Source organism: Caballeronia calidae, from assembly GCF_900044055.2.
Classification (GTDB): domain Bacteria; phylum Pseudomonadota; class Gammaproteobacteria; order Burkholderiales; family Burkholderiaceae; genus Caballeronia; species Caballeronia calidae.
This window is the reverse complement of record NZ_FCOX02000005.1, coordinates 19,561-39,238: the sequence shown is the minus strand read 5'-3', so window position 1 is coordinate 39,238 and position 19,678 is coordinate 19,561. Positions and strand designations below refer to the sequence as shown.

Annotated in this window: 18 protein-coding genes; 8 read left to right on the top strand and 10 right to left on the bottom strand. The window is 64.0% G+C overall.

The features are described 5' to 3' along the window. Positions 1–68 precede the first annotated feature (68 nt). Positions 69–938 (top strand): sulfurtransferase, encoded by an 870-nt coding sequence (locus AWB78_RS06945; RefSeq protein ID WP_062603584.1) that lies wholly within the window; start codon positions 69–71, stop codon positions 936–938. Positions 939–953: 15 nt separating this feature from the next. On the opposite strand, the gene AWB78_RS06940 is transcribed toward AWB78_RS06945, so the two are convergent. The 3 genes from AWB78_RS06940 to polA all read right to left on the bottom strand — a co-directional run bounded on the left by AWB78_RS06940 (position 954) and on the right by polA (position 6,311). Further along, positions 954–1,829, bottom strand: coding sequence for a dienelactone hydrolase family protein (locus AWB78_RS06940; RefSeq protein WP_062603582.1), 876 nt, complete (start codon positions 1,827–1,829; stop codon positions 954–956). Positions 1,830–2,035: 206 nt separating this feature from the next. After that, positions 2,036–3,409, bottom strand: a complete 1,374-nt coding sequence (locus AWB78_RS06935) for an NAD(P)/FAD-dependent oxidoreductase (RefSeq protein ID WP_062603580.1) — start codon at positions 3,407–3,409, stop codon at positions 2,036–2,038. A 163-nt stretch (positions 3,410–3,572) separates the two neighbouring features. Continuing rightward, the gene (gene polA, locus AWB78_RS06930) at positions 3,573–6,311 is read right to left on the bottom strand and encodes a DNA polymerase I (RefSeq protein ID WP_062603577.1); all 2,739 of its coding nucleotides are present in this window, start codon (positions 6,309–6,311) and stop codon (positions 3,573–3,575) included. A 1-nt stretch (position 6,312) separates the two neighbouring features. Between polA and AWB78_RS06925 the strand changes: the two genes are divergently transcribed. Beyond that, positions 6,313–7,062 carry an LOG family protein gene (locus AWB78_RS06925; protein ID WP_062603575.1) on the top strand — a complete coding sequence of 250 codons (750 nt, stop codon included), beginning with the start codon at positions 6,313–6,315 and terminating at the stop codon, positions 7,060–7,062. Positions 7,063–7,314: 252 nt separating this feature from the next. On the opposite strand, the gene AWB78_RS06920 is transcribed toward AWB78_RS06925, so the two are convergent. After that, positions 7,315–8,841, bottom strand: coding sequence for an AMP nucleosidase (locus tag AWB78_RS06920; RefSeq protein ID WP_062603964.1), 1,527 nt, complete (start codon positions 8,839–8,841; stop codon positions 7,315–7,317). 230 nt (positions 8,842–9,071) lie between these two features. On the opposite strand from AWB78_RS06920, the gene AWB78_RS06915 reads away from it, so the two are divergent. The 3 genes from AWB78_RS06915 to AWB78_RS06905 all read left to right on the top strand — a co-directional run bounded on the left by AWB78_RS06915 (position 9,072) and on the right by AWB78_RS06905 (position 11,397). Beyond that, the gene (locus AWB78_RS06915; protein ID WP_062603573.1) at positions 9,072–9,473 is read left to right on the top strand and encodes a hypothetical protein; all 402 of its coding nucleotides are present in this window, start codon (positions 9,072–9,074) and stop codon (positions 9,471–9,473) included. A 125-nt stretch (positions 9,474–9,598) separates the two neighbouring features. Beyond that, positions 9,599–10,585 carry a homoserine kinase gene (locus tag AWB78_RS06910; RefSeq protein WP_062603572.1) on the top strand — a complete coding sequence of 329 codons (987 nt, stop codon included), beginning with the start codon at positions 9,599–9,601 and terminating at the stop codon, positions 10,583–10,585. After that, positions 10,576–11,397: a BPSS1780 family membrane protein gene (locus AWB78_RS06905; protein WP_062603571.1), complete on the top strand. Its 822-nt coding sequence runs from the start codon at positions 10,576–10,578 to the stop codon at positions 11,395–11,397. The genes AWB78_RS06910 and AWB78_RS06905 overlap by 10 nt, the downstream gene beginning before the upstream one ends. 199 nt (positions 11,398–11,596) lie before the next feature. On the opposite strand, the gene AWB78_RS43145 is transcribed toward AWB78_RS06905, so the two are convergent. Further along, on the bottom strand, positions 11,597–11,770 hold the full coding sequence (locus AWB78_RS43145; RefSeq protein WP_064506645.1) for a DUF3563 family protein: 174 nt from the start codon (positions 11,768–11,770) through the stop codon (positions 11,597–11,599). Between the two features lie 137 nt (positions 11,771–11,907). Continuing rightward, a complete protein-coding gene (locus AWB78_RS06900) occupies positions 11,908–13,068 on the bottom strand; it encodes an extracellular catalytic domain type 1 short-chain-length polyhydroxyalkanoate depolymerase (protein ID WP_062603570.1) in 1,161 nt (386 codons plus the stop codon). A 330-nt stretch (positions 13,069–13,398) separates the two neighbouring features. Between AWB78_RS06900 and AWB78_RS06895 the strand changes: the two genes are divergently transcribed. Continuing rightward, positions 13,399–14,094, top strand: a complete 696-nt coding sequence (locus AWB78_RS06895) for a phosphatase PAP2 family protein (RefSeq protein ID WP_062603569.1) — start codon at positions 13,399–13,401, stop codon at positions 14,092–14,094. Between the two features lie 31 nt (positions 14,095–14,125). Here AWB78_RS06895 and AWB78_RS06890 read toward each other — a convergent pair whose 3' ends face one another. Both AWB78_RS06890 and AWB78_RS06885 read right to left on the bottom strand, forming a co-directional pair. Then, positions 14,126–14,950 (bottom strand): TOBE domain-containing protein, encoded by an 825-nt coding sequence (locus AWB78_RS06890; RefSeq protein WP_062603568.1) that lies wholly within the window; start codon positions 14,948–14,950, stop codon positions 14,126–14,128. 43 nt (positions 14,951–14,993) lie between these two features. Then, positions 14,994–16,520, bottom strand: coding sequence for a CHAD domain-containing protein (locus tag AWB78_RS06885; RefSeq protein WP_062603960.1), 1,527 nt, complete (start codon positions 16,518–16,520; stop codon positions 14,994–14,996). 179 nt (positions 16,521–16,699) lie between these two features. Here AWB78_RS06885 and AWB78_RS06880 point away from each other — a divergent pair, with 179 nt between their 5' ends. After that, entirely contained in the window at positions 16,700–18,286 is a 1,587-nt protein-coding gene (locus AWB78_RS06880) for an inorganic phosphate transporter (RefSeq protein ID WP_062603958.1), read from the top strand. Between the two features lie 332 nt (positions 18,287–18,618). Then, positions 18,619–18,777: a DUF3309 family protein gene (locus tag AWB78_RS43140; protein WP_064506474.1), complete on the top strand. Its 159-nt coding sequence runs from the start codon at positions 18,619–18,621 to the stop codon at positions 18,775–18,777. A gap of 88 nt (positions 18,778–18,865) precedes the next feature. Here AWB78_RS43140 and AWB78_RS06875 read toward each other — a convergent pair whose 3' ends face one another. Both AWB78_RS06875 and AWB78_RS06870 read right to left on the bottom strand, forming a co-directional pair. Beyond that, positions 18,866–19,174 carry a hypothetical protein gene (locus AWB78_RS06875; RefSeq protein WP_062603567.1) on the bottom strand — a complete coding sequence of 103 codons (309 nt, stop codon included), beginning with the start codon at positions 19,172–19,174 and terminating at the stop codon, positions 18,866–18,868. Between the two features lie 17 nt (positions 19,175–19,191). Beyond that, positions 19,192–19,416 (bottom strand): hypothetical protein, encoded by a 225-nt coding sequence (locus tag AWB78_RS06870; protein ID WP_062603566.1) that lies wholly within the window; start codon positions 19,414–19,416, stop codon positions 19,192–19,194. Positions 19,417–19,678 lie beyond the last annotated feature (262 nt).

Below are 19,678 nucleotides of genomic sequence, written 5' to 3'. Positions count from 1 at the left end.
TTCGGGCCCGTTTTTTCTTTTAGACTATTGATTCATCCCGCATCACAAGCGCCGCTTCAGGAGCCGTCATGCCGCACACCCACTACACCACGCTCATCTCGGCGACGAATCTCGCCGAACGGCTCGCCGCCGCGCCCGGCAGCATCCTCGTGTTCGACTGCCGCTTCGATCTCGCCGCGCCCGATTCGGGCGAAGCGGCTTACGCGCAAGGGCATATTCCCGGCGCGCACTATCTTCATCTGGATCGCGATCTGTCCGGCGTGAAGACGGGCACGAACGGACGCCATCCGTTGCCGGAACGCGCCGCGCTCGTTGCGAAGCTGGCGAGCTTCGGCCTGAATGAAGGCCAGCAGGTGGTCGCCTACGACGCGCACGGCGGCATGTACGCCGCGCGTCTCTGGTGGCTGTTGCGCTGGCTCGGGCACGATTCCGTCGCGCTGCTCGACGGCGGCCTGCAGGCGTGGGAAGCGGCGGGCAATCCGCTCGAGACCGCCCCGCCGCCGAAGACGCAGGGCACGTTCAAGGCCGCCGCGCCGCTGCAGGTGACCATCGACGCGCAGGCGATCGAGCGCAGCATCGGCACGCGCGATCATCTGCTAATCGATGCGCGCGCCGCCGACCGTTATCGCGGCGAGAACGAGACGATCGATCCCGTCGGCGGGCATATTCCCGGCGCGCTCAATCACTTCTTCAAGAACAACCTGACGGCCGAAGGCCGCTTCAAGACCGCGCACGAACTGCGTGAGGCGTTCGGCACGCTGATCGGCGCGACGCCGGCGGACCGCATCGTGCTGCAATGCGGCTCGGGCGTGACGGCGTGCCACAACGTGCTCGCGATGGAAATCGCCGGCCTGCACGGCGCGGCGCTCTATCCCGGATCATGGAGCGAGTGGAGCGCCGATCCGGGCCGGCCGGTCGCGACCGGGCCGAACCCCTGACCGGCGCGATGCGCGCTATTTGACGCCGTGCTCGCGGAACCACGCGAGCGTGCGCTTCCAGCCGTCCTCGGCGTCCGCCTTGCGATAGCTCGGACGATAATCCGCGAAGAACGCATGCCCCGCGTCGTCGTACACGACGAACTGCGAGTTCTTCGCGGGCGGCGGATCGTCCGCGAGCGCCTGTTTCATCTGCTCGAGGGTGTCCTGCGGGATGCTCTGATCCTGCCGTCCGTACAGGCCGAGCACAGGCACCTTGAGCTGGCTGGCGAGATCGAGCGGATTATTCGGCGTCATCGCGGTCTTGTTGCCGACGAGCCGCCCGTAGAACGCGACCGCCGCCTTGAGATTCGGGTTGTGCTCCGCATACAGCCACGAAATGCGCCCGCCCCAGCAGAATCCGACGATGCCCGCGCGCTTCGGATCGCCGCCATGCTCGCCGGCCCATTTGATGGCCTGATCGATGTCGGAGATCACCTGCGAATCCGGCACTTTCGATACGACCTGCTCGTTGAGTTGCTGAATCGACGGATACGCCTTCGGATCGCCCTGACGCGTGAAGAACTCCGGCGCAATGGCCAGATAACCCTGCTTCGCGAAGCGCCGGCACACGTCGGCGATATGCTCGTGAACCCCGAAGATCTCGTGAACCACGATGACGACCGGCAGATGCGTCTTGCCCTTCGGTTGCGCGCGATAAGCGGGAACGAGCGTGCCGTCCGCGCCGCGAATGCCGATGGCGCCGGCTTCGAGGCCGTTGTCATCGGTATGGATGGTTTGCGCCGACACCGGCAGCACCGCGGCCGCGAAGCCCGTGCCGATGGTTGCCTTGATGAAGGTGCGTCGGTCGAACGGGACGTGCGGAATGAGGCTGTCGACTTCAGGGTCTAGCATGTGTCGCTCCCGCGGCAAGGCCGTCGCGGCGAGTGCTCCCTTGCGCGAACGGCACGGATCGTTGAAAACCGCGCGACGTGTTCAAGGCGTCACGAGGCGCGGCGCTGCACGACAGTGAACCGGCGAACCAGCGAAATGCTTCGCCTTCTCACGCGCCGCCCATTCTAAACAGCTTTCAACGAATGACGCAGGCGTTCTATTCCGCGTCAGTGCAACTTCACGCGAGGCGCGGTGGAGCGGCGCAGCCAGTGCGCGACGGTGTCGAGCACCATGCGCGCGTAGCCGTGCAGCGCGGCGACGTGCAGCCGGTAGAGCGACATGTACATGAAGCGCGCGAAGAGCCCTTCGATCAGCATATTGCCGCCGATCAGCCCGCCCATCAGATTGCCGACCGCGCTGTAATGCCCGAGCGACACCAGCGAGCCGAAGTCGCGATAGGTGTACTCGGGCAGCGGTTTGCCCTGCAAAAGCCGCTCGAGCGACTTGAACAGAAAGCTCGCCTGCTGATGCGCGGCCTGCGCGCGCGGCGGCACGTTGCGCTCGTTGCCGGGCCACGGGCACGCGGCGCAATCGCCGAGCGCGAAGACGTTGTCGTCGACTTCCGTCTGCAGCGTGCGGCGCACGAGGAGTTGGCCGAGGCGGTTGGTCGGCAGACCGTCGAGATTGGAGAGGATAGCCGGCGCCTTGATGCCCGCCGCCCAGACCGTGAGATCCGCGCGGATCGTCTTGCCGCCCGCGGTGCGGATCGAATCTTTCGACACTTCCGCGACCGTCTCGCCCGTCATCAGCTTCACGCCGAGCTTGGTGAGCAATTCCGCGGTCGCGCTGGACACGCGCTCCTGCAGCGCGGGAAGAATGCGCGGCCCCGCTTCGATCAGCACGATGCCGATATCGTGCTTCGGATGGAGTTTGTGCAGCCCATAGGCCGACAGCACTTGCGCGGTGTTGCGCAGTTCCGCCGACAATTCGACGCCCGTTGCGCCCGCGCCGACGATCGCGACCTGGATGCGCGGCGCGTCTTCGACGACCGGTTCGGCGGATTCGATCTCGCCGTTCGCGACTACCGCCGCGACGGGCTCCGGCGCGAAATGCTCGGCACGCATGCATGCCGCGATCAGGCGCTTGCGGAAGAGCTCGGCCTGACCGACGGTATCGAGCGCGATCGAGTTCTGCTGCGCGCCTTCGACGCCGAAGAAATGCGTCGTGCTGCCGATCGCGATGACGAGCGTGTCGTACTCGAGTTCGCGCTCGGGCAAGAGCTCGCCTGCTTCTTCATCGCGCAGCGCGCCGATCGTGATGCGCCTTGCCGCGCGATCGAGCCCGACGAGCTCGCCCTGCTGGAATTCGAAGCCATGCCACAAGGCCTGCGCGGCGTATTCGAGCTCCTGCGTGAACGGGTCCATGCTGCCCGCCGCGACTTCATGCAGGAGCGGCTTCCAGATATGCGTCGGGTTGCGGTCGACGAGCGTGACTTGCGCTTTCGGCGGTGTCTTTTCGTCCGTCGACCCGAAACGGTCGCCGAGGCGAGTCGCGAGTTCGAGGCCGCCAGCCCCTCCGCCGACGATGATGAAGCGATGCATGGCACTCTCCCTATGCTTTTATATTCGATCGACCTTCGTGCTTGACTTCCTCGTCTGACTTGATTGTGCGTGAGCTTCGATGACAGTCACAAGCGCGTCACCAACATGTCGGACATATGCGACATGTGCCGCATATGCCTTGCGCAAAGTATTTCAGTGCGCCTCAGTGCGCTTCTTCCCAGTTGTTGCCGACGCCCACTTCCGCGATGAGCGGCACCTTCAGCTTCGCGACGCCGCACATCAGTTCAGGTAAGCGCTTCCTGACCTCGGGAAGTGCTTCCTCGGGCACTTCGAGCACGAGTTCATCGTGCACCTGCATGATCATCTTCGCGCCGATGCCCGAGCTTTCGAGCCAGTCCTGCACGGCGATCATCGACAGCTTGATGAGATCGGCGGCGGTGCCCTGCATCGGCGCGTTGATCGCGGCGCGCTCGGCGGCCTGACGACGCGGCCCGCTGCCGCCGTTGATCTCGGGCAGCCACAAACGCCGGCCGAACACGGTCTCGACGAAACCGTTCGCCTTCGCGCTCAGGCGCGTGTTCTCCATATACGCCGCGACGCCAGGATAACGCGCGAAATAGCGGTCGATATAAAGCTTCGCCGCATCGCGCGTGATGCCGAGATTCGACGCGAGCCCGAACGAGCTCATGCCGTAGATCAGGCCGAAGTTGATGACCTTCGCGATGCGCCGCTGATCGTTGTCGACTTCGAGCGGCGTGACGCTGAACACTTCGGACGCGGTTGCGCGATGCACGTCCTCGCCTTCCTTGAACGCGCGCATCAACGATTCGTCGCCGGAAATATGCGCCATGATGCGCAGCTCGATCTGCGAGTAATCCGCCGATACGATCTTGCTGCCCGGCGGCGCGATGAACGCTTCGCGAATGCGCCGGCCTTCGCCCGTGCGCACCGGGATGTTCTGCAGGTTCGGCTCGTTCGACGACAGGCGCCCCGTCACCGCGACGGCCTGCGCATAGTTCGTATGCACGCGCCCCGTCGACGCGTTCACCATGCGCGGCAGCTTGTCCGTGTAAGTGGACTTGAGCTTCGACAGCCCGCGATGTTCGAGCAGCACTTTCGGCAGCGGATAGTCTTCGGCGAGCTTTTGCAGCACTTCTTCATCGGTGGAAGGCGCGCCGCTCGGCGTTTTCTTCACGACCGGCAATTCCAGCTTCTCGAAGAAGATCTGCCCGATCTGCTTCGGCGAGCCGAGATTGAATTCGCCGCCTGCGAGCTCATACGCCTGCGCCTGAAGATCGATGAGACGCTTCGCGATCTCGTTGCTTTGTGCATCGAGCCTCTGGCGATCGATCAGCACACCGTTGCGTTCCATCTTGCGCAGCACGCGCGACGTGGGCATTTCGATGTCGCGATACACACGCAGCAGGCCTTCTTCCTGCGCCACTTGCGGATACAGTGCGTGATGCAGACGCAGCGTGATATCGGCATCTTCGGCGGCGTATGCGGATGCCTTGTCGAGCGGCACTTCATCGAAGCCGATCTGCGATGCGCCCTTGCCCGCGACGTCCTCGTACTTGATCGTCTTCACACCGAGATGACGCAGCGCGAGGTTATCCATGTCGTGCGGACGATGCGATTCGAGCACGTACGATTGCAGGAGCGTGTCATGCTCGACGCCGCGCATCTCGATGCCGTAGCTGGCAAGCACCTGCTCGTCGTACTTCAGGTGTTGACCGACTTTTTTCTTCGACGCATCCTCGAGCCAGGGCTTGAGCTTCGCGAGCACTTCATCGCGCGGCAATTGCTCGGGCGCGTCCGGCCCGCGATGCGCGACCGGAATATAGGCCGCATGTCCCGGCTCGGTCGACACCGACATGCCGACGATCTGCGCGGTCATCGGATCGAGCGAGGTGGTCTCGCTGTCGAACGACGTGATCTCCGCTTCGTTGATGCGCCTGAGCCATTCATTGAAGTGGTCCCACGTCTGCACCGTCTCGTAGTGGTGCTCGATTTCGGTGACTTCGGCAGGCGGCGTGTCGGTCGGGCCTTCGACCGCATCGGCGATTTCGATTTCGCGCAGCCAGGTCTTGAAGCCGTGACGCAGGAACACGTCGCGCAGTTCGTCGCGGGATTCGGGACGGCTCACGAGCGTGCTGTCGATCGACTCGATCTGCGAAGTGAGATCGCATTCCGTGTGCACCGTGACGAGCTTTCTCGCCATTGGCAGGAAGTCCAGAGCCTTGCGCAGATTGTCTCCTACCGCACCTTTGATCTCATTCGCATGTTCTACGATGCCATCAAGGGTTTCGTATTGCGTGAGCCATTTGAGCGCTGTCTTGGGACCGCACTTCTCGACGCCCGGCACGTTGTCGACGGTATCGCCGATGAGCGACAGATAGTCCACGATGCGCTCCGGCGGCACGCCGAACTTCGTCTGCACGCCGGCGCGGTCGAGCGTTTCGTTGGTCATCGTATTGATGAGGGTGACATGATCCGTCACGAGTTGAGCCAGATCCTTGTCGCCCGTCGAGACGATCACCTTCATGCCGCGCTTCTCGGCTTCGACTGCAAGCGTGCCGATGACGTCGTCCGCCTCGACGCGCTCGATCATGACCAGCGGCCAGCCGAGCGCGCGCACCGCGACGTGGATGGGCTCGATCTGCCTGGAGAGGTCGTCGGGCATCGAGGGCCGGTTGGCCTTGTATTCGGCGTACCAGTCGTCGCGGAAAGTCTTGCCTTTGGCATCAAATACGCACGCGCTATACTCAGCATTGATTTCGCGCCGCAAGCGCCGCAGCATGTTGACCATTCCATACAGAGCGCCGGTAGGCCCGCCGTCGGGGCCTCGCAAGTCCGGCATCGCATGGTAGGCCCGGTACAAGTAACTAGAACCGTCGACCAATAGCAGGGTCTTACCTTCAAGACTTAGTTCTTCAGGCATTATGAACAAGAGAAAAGTGATTCCGAGTCTGCGATCGCTCGCAGATCAAGAGCGCGCGACGGCCAAGAAGGCTCGCGCATCGTGGCAGATGTTCACGATTATGGCAGAGTTTATCGAGGCGACCGAGTACCTCTCGGAGATCCGCCCTGCCATCAGCATCTATGGTTCGGCCCGTCTGAAACCGGAGTCGCCGTACTATCAGCGCACGATCGAAATCGCGCAGAAATTCTCCGACGCGGGCTTCGCCGTCATTTCGGGCGGTGGCCCGGGCATCATGGAAGCCGCCAATAAAGGCGCGCATGCGGGCAAGTCGCCTTCGGTGGGCTTGAATATCGAACTGCCGCACGAGCAATCGGGCAATCAGTGGCAGGACATCTCGCTGCGTTTCCGTCACTTCTTCACGCGCAAGGTCACGTTCGTGAAGAACTCGGACGCGGTCGTGGTGATGCCGGGCGGCTTCGGCACGCTGGATGAACTTGCCGAAGTGCTGACGCTCATTCAGACGAAGAAGTCGCGCCATGTGCCGATCGTGCTCGTCGGCGCGGAGTTCTGGGCGGGGCTGCTCGACTGGTTCAAGAACACGCTTTTGACCAACGCCGTGATCAGCCCGAAGGATCTGGATCTGATGCAGGTCATCGACGATCCGGATCAGGTGCTGGATGCCGTGCTGCGGTTCTATGAAGATCGTGAGGAATCGGTCGAGCAGCCGGCGGAAAGCAAGTCGGATGAGGATCGGATGTTCTATTTGTAAGGCGTTCGTTTCGAGCGAGCAGAGTGTCGTGCCTTGCGCACGGCACTCGCTTCCCGCATCGCGCCGCTACCCGGCATCCCATGCCGCGGTATCACAGCCATCCTCAAAATTCTGTCATCCGAAACGTTTGCCAGCGCCCGTCGGGTACATTTTCTGCCCGAGCCCTGACGCTGGCGTCGAATCGCGGATGCCGTTCCGGGCGCGGCGCACTCACGAATAAGCGCGCGCGAATTCCCCGCCACGGCGCGGGCATCACTGAAACGCCACCTCCGCGAAGCTGCGCAACTTCCGGCTATGCAACTTCGACAGCCCGTTCATGCGCAGCAGCTCCATCGCTTTCACACCGATCTGCAAATGCTGATCCACTTGCGCGCGATAGAACTGGTCGGCCATGCCGGGCAGCTTCAATTCCCCATGCAGCGGCTTATCCGACACGCATAACAACGTCCCATACGGCACGCGGAATCGAAACCCGTTCGCCGCGATCGTCGCGCTTTCCATATCGAGCGCGACCGCCCGGCTTTGCGACAGCCGTCGCACCGGCTCGCGATGATCGCGCAGCTCCCAGTTGCGGTTATCGACGCTCGCGACCGTTCCCGTGCGCATCACGCGCTTCAGATCGACGCCTTCGAGCTGCGTCACCTGGGCAACCGCGCGCTCCAGCGCCACCTGCACTTCCGCCAGCGCCGGCACCGGCACCCAAAGCGGCAGATCGTCGTCGAGCACGTGATCTTCCCGCACATAACCATGCGCGAGCACGTAATCGCCCAGACGCTGTGTGTTGCGCAAGCCCGCGCAGTGCCCGAGCATGATCCACGCATGCGGACGCAGCACCGCGATGTGATCCGTGATCGTCTTCGCGTTCGACGGCCCCACGCCGATGTTCACCATCGTGATGCCGCTGCCGTCCGCGCGCTTCAGGTGATACGCGGGCATCTGCGGCAGGCGCGCGGGCGGCGTGCCCTCTTCCGGCTGCTCGCCGAGATTGGCGTTATACGTGACGACATCGCCCGGCTCGACGAACGACGAGTATTCGCTGCGATACGCGCGCGCTTCCTCATTGTCGGCGCGCGACATCATCGTGCGGCCGAGCTTCACGAACTCATCGATATAAAACTGGTAGTTCGTGTACAGCACGTAGTTCTGAAAGTGCGTGGGCGAAGTCGCCGTGTAGTGCCTCAGCCGATGCAGCGAGAAATCCACGCGCGCCGCCGTGAAAAGCGCGAGCGGATGCGGCTCGCCCGGGCCCGGCTCGTAGGTGCCGTTGACGATGCGGTCGTCGAGCAGCGCGAGGTCGGGCGTATCGAAGATATTGCGCATCGCGAGCAGCCGGTCGCGATCGAGATCGCCTTCGAGATGAATACCCTCGGCAAACGCGAAGTGAATCGGAATGGGATGCGCCGACACGCCCACTTCGAGGCCCACGTGATGATTCTTCGCGAGCAGCCGCAATTGCTCGCGATAGTAATCGCCGAAAAGATCGGGACGCGTGAGCGTCGTTTCATAGATGCCGGGACCCGCCACGAAACCGTACGAGCGCCGCGAGTCGATCTGCGTGTTCAGCTCGGTGCGCACACGCACGAACGGATAGCACGCGCGCACGCGATGTGTGAACTGCTCGTTGCGGCGATAGCGCGCGAACGCATCGCGCAGAAACGCGGTATTCGCTTCATAGATGGCAGAAAGACGCGTGACGGCGGCGACAGGGTCCTCGAAGGATTCGGTCGGGAAATCGTTGGCGGGCGTGCCCTGCGTGCTTTGAGTTCGGTCGTTTGTCATGATCTTGTGTCTTTTTTCGATGCCCTCGTAATGAATCGACATTAACACGGAAGAATGTGCGAACCATGAAGTCCCTCTTCGCGCGAGTGCGTGCGATCACACCTCGCAACACCTTTTTGGCGAAGCCGTCAAAATTCGCGAAACCGGCGCAAAATAAGGCGTTGGCCCTGCGCTCGTCACTGAGCCCGCAACCGTTTTGTTAGAATCCGGCCATCGCCTGGAGAACCATCATGAAGCCGCACCTTTGCGCCGCCGCCGCGGCAGTCCTCGCCGCAGCAAGCATCGGCGCATATGCACAGCCGGCCGCTCAGCCGGCGCCGCAACCGGCGGCCCAGAAAATGTCGCCGGAAGAAGCCGCTGGCCTTCCCGACCTGAAAGCCATCAATCGGCCGCCCGCCAATGTCAGCTCGAAAGTCGAAATCTCGCCGCCGCGCACGCCGAGCTTTCATGAACTGAGCACCAACGGCACCGAAATCACCGAATATCGCGACAAGGGCAAGCCCGTCGAAATCGACGTGCGTTCGAATTTCGGCACGCGCTATCAGATGAGCGCGCCCGCCGACACCTCGCCGCAAGTGCGCGACAACGGCAAGGCGAGCACGCGCCTGCCGTCGATCAACCTGCACTACTGATCACGTAAGATTGCTTCGGACCCGCTCTTCGCGAGCGGGTCTGTCCCGCGGCGCGGCGGCTTCCTGCCTCGCGCCGCCGTTCACAGGCCCGCCGCGGGCCGTCCACCCTGACCGACGTTTCCTGCATGGCCGTTTTCACCCCCGTCACCAACGCCGAGCTCGGCGACTGGCTGCAAGACTACGATCTCGGCGATGTCGTCGAATTTCGCGGCATTCAGTCGGGCATCGAGAACAGCAACTTCTTTCTCACGACGACGCACGGCGAGTACGTGCTGACGATCTTCGAGAACCTCACCGCGACGCAACTGCCGTTCTATCTCGATCTGATGCGCCATCTGGCGTCGCATCGCGTGCCGGTGCCCGATCCGATGCCGCGCCGCGACGGCTCGCTCTTCGGCATGCTGCACGGCAAGCCCGCGAGCGTCGTGACGAAGCTCGAAGGCGCACCCGAGCTCGCGCCGACGCCCGCGCACTGCATCGAAGTCGGCCAGATGCTCGCGCGCCTGCATCTCGCGGGACGCGATTTCGCGCGGCATCAGCCGAATCTGCGCAGCCTGTCGTGGTGGCAGGAAAAGGCGCCGTCGATCCTCGAATTCCTGAGCGGCGAGCAACGCGAGCTCTTCGAAAGCGAGCTCGCGCATCAGGCGGCGTTCTTCGGCTCGGCGGATTACGCGTCGTTGCCCGACGGCCCGTGCCATTGCGATCTCTTCCGCGACAACGTGCTGTTCGCGCACGGCCGCGAGCATGCGCGTCTGGGCGGCTTCTTCGATTTCTACTTCGCGGGCGTCGACAAATGGCTGTTCGACGTCGCCGTGACCGTGAACGACTGGTGCATCGACCTCGCGACAGGCGCGCTCGATCCCGCGCGCGTCGACGCGATGCTGCGCGCGTATCAGACCGTGCGCCCGTTTACGCCCGCCGAAGAGCGCCACTGGAACGACATGCTGCGCGCCGGCGCGATGCGCTTCTGGGTCTCGCGCCTTTTCGACTTCTATCGCCCGCGCGAAGCGCAGATGCTCAAAGCGCACGATCCCGGCCATTTCGAACGCATTCTGCGCGAACGCGTCAAAGCCGCTTCCCCGTCTACCGATAACCCTGCGACATGCGACTGATCGAAGTTCCCGCCAAGACCGGCTACGTGTGGTTCCGGCAGGGCATCTGGCTGTTCCGGCGTAACCCGTTCGCGTTTCTCACGGTGTTCTTCGCCTATCTGTTCGTGATGACGCTGATCTCGCGCGTGCCGCTCATCGGCCCGCTGCTGCCGCTGCTGTTCATTCCGGGCGTCGCGGTCGGCTTCATGGCAGCGTGCCGCAACACGATCGCGGGCAAGCCCGTCTGGCCGACCGTTCTCGTCGACGGCTTCCGTTCGTACGGCAGCGTCGTCGCGCGACGGCTGCTCGCGCTGGGCGCGCTGTATATCGTCGCGATGATGGCGATTTTCACGGCGTCGGCACTCGTCGACGGCGGTACGCTGCTCAGCATCATGATGGGCAACGGCCCGAGCGGCGATCCGGAAACCGTCGCCGCGAGCTTCAGCCCGTTGGCCGTCCTCGTCGCGATGGGCTGCTACATCCCGATCGCGATGCTCTTCTGGTTCGCGCCGATTCTCGTCGCGTGGCACGACGTGCCGCCCGCGAAGGCGCTGTTCTTCAGCCTCGTGTCGTGCTGGCGCAATCGCGGCGCGTTCATCTACTACGGCGTGCTGTGGATCGTCATCGCGCTGGCGGTGTCGTTCGGCCTCACCGCGCTGATGCAGGCGCTCGGCGCGGGACAGGAAATGGCGCTCGCGGTGTTGATGCCGGCATCGATCATCGTCACGACTGCGCTGTATTGCTCGTTCTACGCGACCTATCGCGGCTGCTTCGGCGTGCAGTCTCCGGACACGCCCGACATTCCAAACGCGTCGGATACCCCCAACGTCTGACCGGATTCCGCGCTCTTCGAACGCGCGCGGCGATGCTCCGTGCACCTGCGCGCGTCCCTCGATGCCGTCGACATGCGTGTGAAGTCCATCTGAGCCGAGCGAGCAAAAACGAAAAATGCCGGCTCGCTGGCCGGCATTTCACGTTTGCATCGATGAAAGACGCCGGACAATAAACCGGCGCTTCCTCAAGCGCAGAGACTTAGTTGGACATCCACGACGGATGGCGAGTCGCCGCGCGCCGGTCCAGCTTCTTCATACGATATTCGAGATCGTAGATGTCCGTGGCTTCGGCGAGATAGGCGTCGTCACGCGCACGATCGCGCTGGTCGGCGGACTTGGTCAGGAACAGGAAAATGCGGCTGAGCAGGAACATTGTGGGCCTCGCTTGAATACTGGGGTTACTACCTATGAATGCGATTATAGGGTAATCCCTGAGTCAACACCAGCCCAAAACGCTACAACGCTGATACGAAAGACTAATTTGCAACACTCGAAATATTGAACGCGGACTCAGGCGACGTACGCATCCCGCGCGGCGACGCCAGGACGCCGCTGGTGCTTGAAGAATTCCCACATCACCGCCGATGAATCCGGCCCCTTCGACGAGTGAAACGCCACGGTATCGTCGCCGCCCGCCCACGAATGACCGAGGCCGCGCACGATCGACGTCTTCACCACACGCCGCCCGTTCTTGAAGTAATCGGTCACGACGCCGTCGGAGTGCTTTTCCTCTCGCGCCTCGCCCGCGCGGCGATTGCCCGCCGCGTCGACGAAGCCATTCAGCCGCAGGAATTGCTTCGCCAGTTGCTCGGCGTTGGCGGCGGTCACCACCGAATCCAGCTCGCCATGCAGGATGATGGCGGGCATGCCCGGATACTCGTGCACGTCGACGGCCGCGTCGATCAGCGCGACGGGATCGCTGCGGGTGCCGCGACGCATCACGTCCATCGCGCTGATGGCCGAGCGCGCATCGCCGAACACCACGCCCGAGTGCAGGCCGACGGCCGCGAACACATGCGGATAGCGCACCGCGAGCAGCGCCGCGAGCCCGGCGCCCGCCGACATGCCCGCGAGATACACCCGCTCCGGATCCAGATCGTGCTGCTCGATCATCGCGCTCACCAGCGACACGACCGACGCGGCCTCGCCACCGCCGCCGCTGCCCGAATCGTCATACCAGCGCCAACAGCGATGCGCGTGATCGTGCTTCGATTGTTCGGGATACAGCACCGCGAACCCGTACCGGTCGGCTAGCAGATTGATGCGCGTGCCTTGCGCAAACTCATCGGCGTTCTGCTTGCAGCCGTGCAGCATGACGACGAGCGGCATCGGCTCGTGACTTGTCTTCGGCGGCATGTAGAGCGCGTAGGACATGTGATTCACGAAGCGGCCGGCTGTAGGCGGCGCGGAGTGATACGACCGCGCCCATTTCCCGCGCGCCCACGCCGACGCACGTGGACGCACGCGCGATTCGCGCATCGCCGGGCGCGCCCCGGCGTGCGGCGCGCTTGCCGCCTTGGCGGCCGCGCCCGATTTCAGTGTCGGTTTGACGGTTTTCGCGCGCGCGGGCTTGGCCGCCGCGCGCGGCTTCGGCGCACGAATCGCTTCGACTGGGTTGGCGACCAGGCGTCTCAAGCCGCGCAACCAGAGCTTGGTAAGGCTTTTCGACATTCGGCTGGGTCCTTTACAAATATGCGTGTGATGGCGCGACAAAAATCCGCACCGGTTGTGCATTGCACAATAGCATCAAATCGGCTCGCAAGCGCGGTGCCATAACTCACATATCGGGATAAGTTAGCGGCAATTCAACGAAAAAGGAAAATTTAAACAGAAGTTACGCGCTGTAACGTCAGACCGGTTTAGGGAATGTCGCATAATTCAGTATCTTCCCAAGCGATATACTGCTCACATTTTGCGGCGGCGCTTCGTCGACAATTTCGACGGTGCCCCTTACCGCTGCGGCTGCCGCACTGCAGCAACCTCCATTCCCAAAAATAACCAATGAACATGGACTTACCCGTGTCAACCTGGATATCCGTGACCGCCCTCGGCAGCGTGGGCGTCATGGGACCCGTGGCGCTCATCGTGGCCGCATGGCTCGCGCTTGGCTATCGCTGGAAGTATGCGGGCGCGTGGCTCGCGCTACTCGGCGCGGCGAGCGGCCTCGTCGCGTTGAGCAAGATCGCCTTCATCGGCTGGGGAATCGGCGTGCGCCACCTGGATTTCACCGGCATCAGCGGGCACGCACTGATGTCCACCGCGGTGCTACCGGTCGCGATTTTCGTCGCGCTTCTGCCCGCGCGTGGTGCGCGTAGTGCAATGCGCGCCGCCGGCGTCGCGGTGGGCCTGCTGCTGGGCGTGTGGGTCGGCGTGTCGCGCGTCGTGCTCGACGCGCATTCGGTCTCGGAAGTGGTGGCGGGCTGTGCGCTCGGCGCGGTGGTCGCGCTCGCGTTCGTGTGCATCGCGTGGCGGGCCGAGCCCGGCAAGCTCTCGCCGACGCCCGTCGCCGCCAGTCTCGCGGCGGTCGTCGTGGCCTTGCATGGCGTGCCCGTGCCGACGCAGCACTGGATCACCGAAATCGCGCTCGAGCTGTCGGGCCACGAGCGCCCTTACGTGCGGGCGAGCTGGAAGGCGAAGAGCTATCGCGCGCCGGACCGCCGCACCGACTCGCCGCCGCCGAAGCGGCTGGCCGCCTGACGCAGCCGCCGTTCTTGCCCGGGGTGAAGCTTCAGTCGTTCACGCCGATGATCACGCTCGACGCCTTGATCACCGCCACGGCCTTCTGACCTTGCGCCAGACCTAACGTATCGGCGCTCTGGTTGGTGATGATCGCGGTGACGGTCGTCGAATCGTCGAGTGAAAGCGTCACTTCGGCGTTCACCGCGCCCTTTGTCACGCTGGCAACGGTGCCGCGCAACTGATTGCGTGCTGACAGCTTCGCGCTGGTGTCCACCATCAGCATCACCCACGACGCCTTGATGAGCGCGAATGCGTCGCTGCCTTCCTTCAGCCCGAGCGCTTCCGTGCTTTCGTGCGTGACGACTGCGACGATCGTCTGGCCACCCGGCAAGCCGAGTTCGATTTCATCGTTCACAGCGCCGCGCGTGACTTTCGTCACCTTGCCGGCCAGTTGATTGCGCGCGCTTGTTTTCATCCCCAGTCTCCCGATCAGTTGCCAGTCATGGGCGAAGCCTTCGATGGCCGCGCCCGCCCGTTCCAGAAATTTTCGATGCTCGCGCTCGACCGCCCGATACGTGTCGATGAGGCGCAACGCCGCGGGCGTGAGCGTCGTGCCGCCGCCGCCCCGGCCGCCGGTCGCGCTCGTCACGAGCGGCTGGCCGGCGAGGTTGTTCATCGTATCGACCGCATCCCACGCGGCCTTGTAGCTCATGCCGACGGCCTTCGCCGCCGCGGTGATCGATCCTGAATCGCGAATCGCGGCCAGGAGCGCGATGCGCGCCGAGCCGCCGAGCGTCTCCGTGCCGCTTTTCAGCCACACGGAGCCGCCGAGTTCCAGCGGATCGCGCACCTTGGCCGGTGCTGTTTTGGTCATGATCGCCTCTGTGATCGTGCTGAAACGTAAACGTTTGTTGCAATTATATCGGTACCTTCACGCGCGGACGACGCATCGAGCGAAGCAGCCGCTCGCCTTCCTGCGCATCTTTTTGCGCCGCTGCGGCGCCCCACGCGCGCGCGAAGCCGCGCTGATAATCGCTGGCTTCGGGAATGGATGCGAGGCGGTCCGCGGCGACGGCCGCATCGTTCGCCTCGCCGAGCACCGTCTGAAGCTCGCCGAGGCGCTTCGCGGTGTCGTCGCGCGTGCGCCGCGACGTGACCGAGCGGAAGAATTCGAGCGCATAGCGCAGGCGCTTCGCGTGGATGCGCACGCGATGCCGCTCATGCGGCTCGAGCGAGACGAGATCGGGCACGCGCGCGATGCGCCGGTAATCCTTGCGGATGCGCTTCTCCGCGTAGCTCACGAAGCGCGCCGGCGACTCATCGTCGTGCGAGGCGAAGCGGGCAAGCCATTCGACGAACGCGAGCGTGAGACGCGCGTAGCGCTTCGACGCGAGCGCGTCGCGCACCTTGTCCCGCGCGACGCGGCGCTTCACGTCGGCGGCGGCGATGAGCGTCTGCCAGCGCTCGGCGCTGTCGTCGGCATCGGCGTAAGCGGTGAGCGTCTTGTCGGTGAAGACGTCCCAGTCGCGCGCGTCGCCGAGCAGGTCGCCGAACCACTTCAGATCGGGCGCGATGTGCGTATGCCACGCATCGTCGATGTAATCGCGAAAAAGCTTCAGCAGCGTCTTCAGGCGCCGCTGAGCGACGCGCAACTGATGCACGTGCTCATCGCCGAGGCCGGCCCGCGATGCCGCGGCATTGCCGAACCACTGTTCCGCCACGGATGCCGCGATCGCCGCGAACGCCTCGCGGCGTGTCGCTTTGCTCGGCAGATCGAGCTTTTGCGCGTGCACGGCTTCCGTCTCCGATTCATGCGTTTCGTCCGGTGCGATGAAAAACGGCGCCGCATCGATGACTTCGCCCGCGACGCGGAACACGGCGTCGAGCGCGCCGTTCACCGATGGCGCAGCGAGCCGCAGTGCCGGGAGTTCCTCTTCGGAGGTTTCGAGCGTCGCGAGGATGTCCGCGCCGCCCGTGTCGATGCGCCATTCGATGCGCTCGATCTCGCGCCCGGGCGGAGGCTCAGGCGCGGCCACGTCGACCGTTTCGCCGTCGCCGCCTTCGGGGGTCACGCCGGTCTCCGGTCCGACATGGCGATACGCCTTGGCCAGCGGTCCGCGCAACGCGTCATCGGACTGCGCAAATTCGATCAGCGACGCCGCGAGATCCTCGCCCGCCGATCGCGCGAAAGTCCGATAGCGCGTGAAACCGGGCATCGGAATGCCTTCCTCCTGCACGGCGCAAAGCGTTCTGCCGCCGTCGAGCGTATCGACCGACAGACGCCATCGCGGCACCTTCAGCGGAATGTCCCGTGTCGTGATGCGCATGCCGACGCCCGGCATGTCCGCGAACGCGGCAATGCGCTGCAACTGGCCCGCGAGCGCGCCGATCGAGCCGTCTTCCGATCGATGCGATTGCAGCGTCACCTCGACCCAGACCGTCATGAAGTCTCCCAGGAGCGGTCTCGCGCCGCCCGTCAATTCATACGAAAGCCCGTATTTGCCCGTTTCATGAAACCGACACACCGCCCGGGAAACATGGCCATTTGCGTTCCGAAACGCTTCTCGTCTGGCTTTTCGACTTCCGATACGACCTCGCGCAGCATCCGCCCCAAGGACGCGACATGAACCAGATTGCCTATCCCCGATCCCGAGAAGGCCGCACGCCCGGGCAGCGGCTCGCGCTGCTGCTCTTCCTGCTCGCGATCTTCGCGGGCGCCGTGTATTGCATCATGCACTTGCTCGACGATCTCGCACCGGTGCGCGAATCGTCGGCGTTTCCGTACATCCTGCTCGGCATCGCGCTGCTGATCGCGCTCGGCTTCGAGTTCGTCAACGGCTTTCACGACACCGCGAACGCCGTCGCAACCGTAATTTACACGCACTCGTTGACGCCAAACTTAGCGGTTGTCTGGTCGGGCGCATGGAATTTCATCGGCGTGCTGATTTCGAGCGGCGCCGTCGCGTTCGGCATTCTGCAACTGCTGCCGGTCGAGCTGATCATCGGCGTGGGCAGCTCGCAAGGCTTCGCGATGGTATTCGCACTGCTGATCGCGGCGATCATCTGGAATCTCGGCACCTGGGCGCTCGGCCTTCCATCTTCGAGCTCGCATACGCTGATCGGTTCGGTGATCGGCGTCGGCCTGATGAACCAGATGCTGCACGGCACGAACGGCACGTCGGGCGTCGACTGGAGTCAGGCGATGTCGGTCGGCAAGTCGCTGCTGTTTTCGCCGATCGTCGGCTTCATCCTCGCCGGTTTTTTGCTCTATGTGCTCAAGCTCGTCGTGCGCGTGCCCGCGCTCTACAAGGAGCCGGAGAAGAACGCGCCGCCGCCGTTCTGGATCCGCTGCCTGCTGATTCTCACGTGCACGGGCGTATCGTTCGCGCACGGCTCCAACGACGGCCAGAAGGGCATGGGCCTCATCATGCTGATCCTGATCGGCACGGTGCCGACCGCCTACGCGCTCAACAAGGCCGTCACGGCGAACGAGATGCAGACCTTCATCGCGGTGAGCCACAGCGCCGCCGACGTGCTGCAGCGCTACGGCAACGGCGCGGCGCCCGCCGCCGACGCGCGCGGCCAGGTCGAAAAGTACGTGCAGACGAAGACGCTCGCGCCGGACACGATCGCGTCGCTGAAGAGCGTGGTCGATTCGATCGAGTCGCAGATCCGCCCGAGCCCGACGATGGCCGCCGTGCCGCAAGGCAATGTCCGCAACGTGCGCAACGAGATGTACATCGCGTCGGAAGCGCTGCGCATCATGGAAAAGCAGAAGGCGCCCGCGTTCTCGAAAGACGACGACGCCGTGCTGGGCAACTACAAGACGCAGCTCGATCACGCGACGAAATTCATCCCGACGTGGGTGAAGGTGGCAGTCGCCGTCGCGCTCGGCCTCGGCACGATGGTCGGCTGGAAGCGCATCGTCGTGACGGTGGGCGAGCGCATCGGCAAGACGCATCTGACGTATGGGCAAGGCGCGTCGGCGGAGCTGGTTGCGATGCTGACCATCGGCGCCGCCGATGTCTACGGCCTGCCGGTCAGCACCACGCACGTGCTGTCATCGGGCGTCGCGGGCACGATGGCCGCGAACGGCTCCGGCCTGCAATGGCGCACGGTGCGCAGCCTCGCGCTCGCGTGGATCCTGACGCTGCCGGTATCGATCGCGCTCGCGGGCCTGTTGTTCTGGGTGTTCCGCAGCATCTTCTGAGCGATTTTCCGACGCGGAGAAACGGCGCGCGAAAGACTTTTCGAACTGCTTTCCGCGCCATGCAAGTTTTGCCCGCACCGGCTCGTTTCGCCGCTCCTTTTCGACAATCGCGGCCTTGCGCGCCCGTTCCGCCAGACATGGAACGCCTTGCCACACGGGCTTTTCAGGCTCACTGGCACGGTCATTGCTCGACTCCTCTCGTCGATCGCATCAACTGATCGTGCCGGCGGCCACGCGCCGCCGTCTTCCCCGGCGTATGACTGTCGATGACAGTCGGGAGGCCGCGCCGGGCGCCGATCCGTCACGCGATCATTTCAACAAGGAGAAGTCGAATGACGATCGGAACCATACTGCTGATCATCCTGATCCTGCTCTTGATCGGCGCGATTCCTTCCTGGCCGCACAGCCGCAGCTGGGGCTACGGGCCGAGCGGGATCGTCGGCGTCGTGCTGGTCGTGGTGATCGTTCTGTTGCTGATGGGTCGCTTGTGACGTCTCGCGGCCGCGTTCAGCCGTAAAACGAAAAAAAGGGGCGCTCCGGCGGGGCGCCCCTTTTCGATGCTCGTGCCGAACCTTGTCTTCAGACTCGCATGACCTGCCCGTTCGGCTCGATCTTTCGCGGAATGAACGGCTCCGTCTGCTTTGGCGACGATGCCTTCGGACGCGGCGTCGCGGCCGGCTGCTCGATGGCGGCCTTGTCGGCGACCTGCTTCACCGCCGTCGCGCTCTTGCGCTTCTTCTTGGCCGTGGTCTGCGTGGCGGCGTGCGGCTTGGTCTTGCCCTTGACGGCCTTTGCTTCGGGAGGATTCCAGACTTCGGTGTAACGCTCGGCCGCAAAAAGCGACGGCGAGCCGATCAGAAGAACGACGATCAGAAATACGCGCTTCAAGAGATTCGCTCCAACGGTTAGTGGCCCGCTCTGCGCGAGAGGATGGCGTCGAGCGACTGCTCGGATGTCTCCAGCTCGCGCAACGCGGCGTCGAGACGCTCGAGCGAGCGCGCGACGGATTGCCCGTCTCGCTCGAAATCGGGCTCGCCTCGCGTGGCGTCGAACGCTGCGTTGACCGCGCGCGTCGCGCGCATGAAACGTTCGAGCGCGGCGGCTTCGAGCGGATCGTTGCGTGGGTTCATCGGCAAGCTCCTGTGCAGGCAAGCTGTACGAATATACAGTAAGCCGCCGCCGTGGCAAACAGGCCGCGCTCGGCGTGGCGAAAATGCCGAAGCGCCTCTTGACCTGCCCGCCCGCGATGCTTTTCCTCACGCGCGGGCGGCATTTCGCCGCGCCTCCTGCGAACGCTCGCGCGATTAAGTCGCGCTTAATTCTCGCCCGACACACTCGACTCGCGATCCGGCTCCCGTGCCGCCGTCCGCACCGGACGGCCCGAGCCATCAC